Origin of the sequence: Colwellia sp. TT2012, assembly GCF_001440345.1 — a bacterium.
In the GTDB taxonomy this organism is placed as follows: Bacteria; Pseudomonadota; Gammaproteobacteria; order Enterobacterales; family Alteromonadaceae; genus Colwellia.
Genome location: NZ_LJYX01000152.1, coordinates 1 through 775, shown reverse-complemented (window position 1 = coordinate 775; position 775 = coordinate 1). Strand labels below are relative to the sequence as shown.

The following is a 775-nucleotide window of genomic DNA, read 5'->3' as shown; positions in this document are numbered from 1 at the left end:
CTATCAATTAGCAAGCTTTACCGATGAAGGCAGCCCCTGGGCAAACGAAGAAGTTTATCAGGCAATTTATGATCTAGGGAAGTTAAAAGCCATAATTAAAAAGGCAGAAGATACGGTTAAAGCTAAAGCCGAAGCAGAGAGAAAAAAATTAGAAGAGGCGAACAGTACCAGCGTCGAAGAATTTAAAACAGAAGATGAACTGGTGTCTCAACCTTAATGCTAAGTGTTCAAAAGCAAGTCACAGTTTTCGAATTTGGTTATTTAGGTGTTGGCGATAAAGCTAAATACTCTGATCGTATTGAAGAGATATCAGCTTCTGCTTACAAATATTTAAAAGAACTATGCGCTTGTGAAAAATCAGAAAGTCGTTTTTTACGGCCAAGATTTATTGACAACTGTGATGTGCTACAGGTAAAAAACTATGCAGGGGTATTGTTTACCCCTGATGGCACGCAAATAGAAGTATTACCAAAGGTTGCTAAAAAAAATTCAGGTGAGCATAGGGCTCAGCACGCACAAGACTCGTTATTAAATATGCTGAAAACCTTAAAAAGCTTTCGCCATTTAAAAACTAACAACGCCAATTTAGCGAAAAACAAAATGCCTTTGTTAGAGGTGTTTATTAGTCAGTTTTTGTCCTCGGTAAATGAACTAATTAAACGAGGGATGCGCAGTGATTATGTGCGTTGTGAAGATAATTTAGCTTTTTTAAAAGGTAAATTATTAGTTGGTAAGCAAGTGCAACATAATTTTATTAATAAACATAAATTCTATG

2 protein-coding genes are annotated in these 775 nt (G+C 35.7%); both read left to right on the top strand.

The genetic code is table 11. The annotated features are described in order from the left end of the window. Positions 1 to 217, top strand: a 217-nt coding sequence (locus ASU03_RS21275; RefSeq protein ID WP_197411328.1) for a hypothetical protein, incomplete at its 5' end; no start/stop codon positions are given. Beyond that, the coding region (locus ASU03_RS19260; protein ID WP_231731655.1) for an McrC family protein at positions 217 to 775 on the top strand (559 nt) is incomplete at its 3' end. The genes ASU03_RS21275 and ASU03_RS19260, both read left to right, overlap by 1 nt.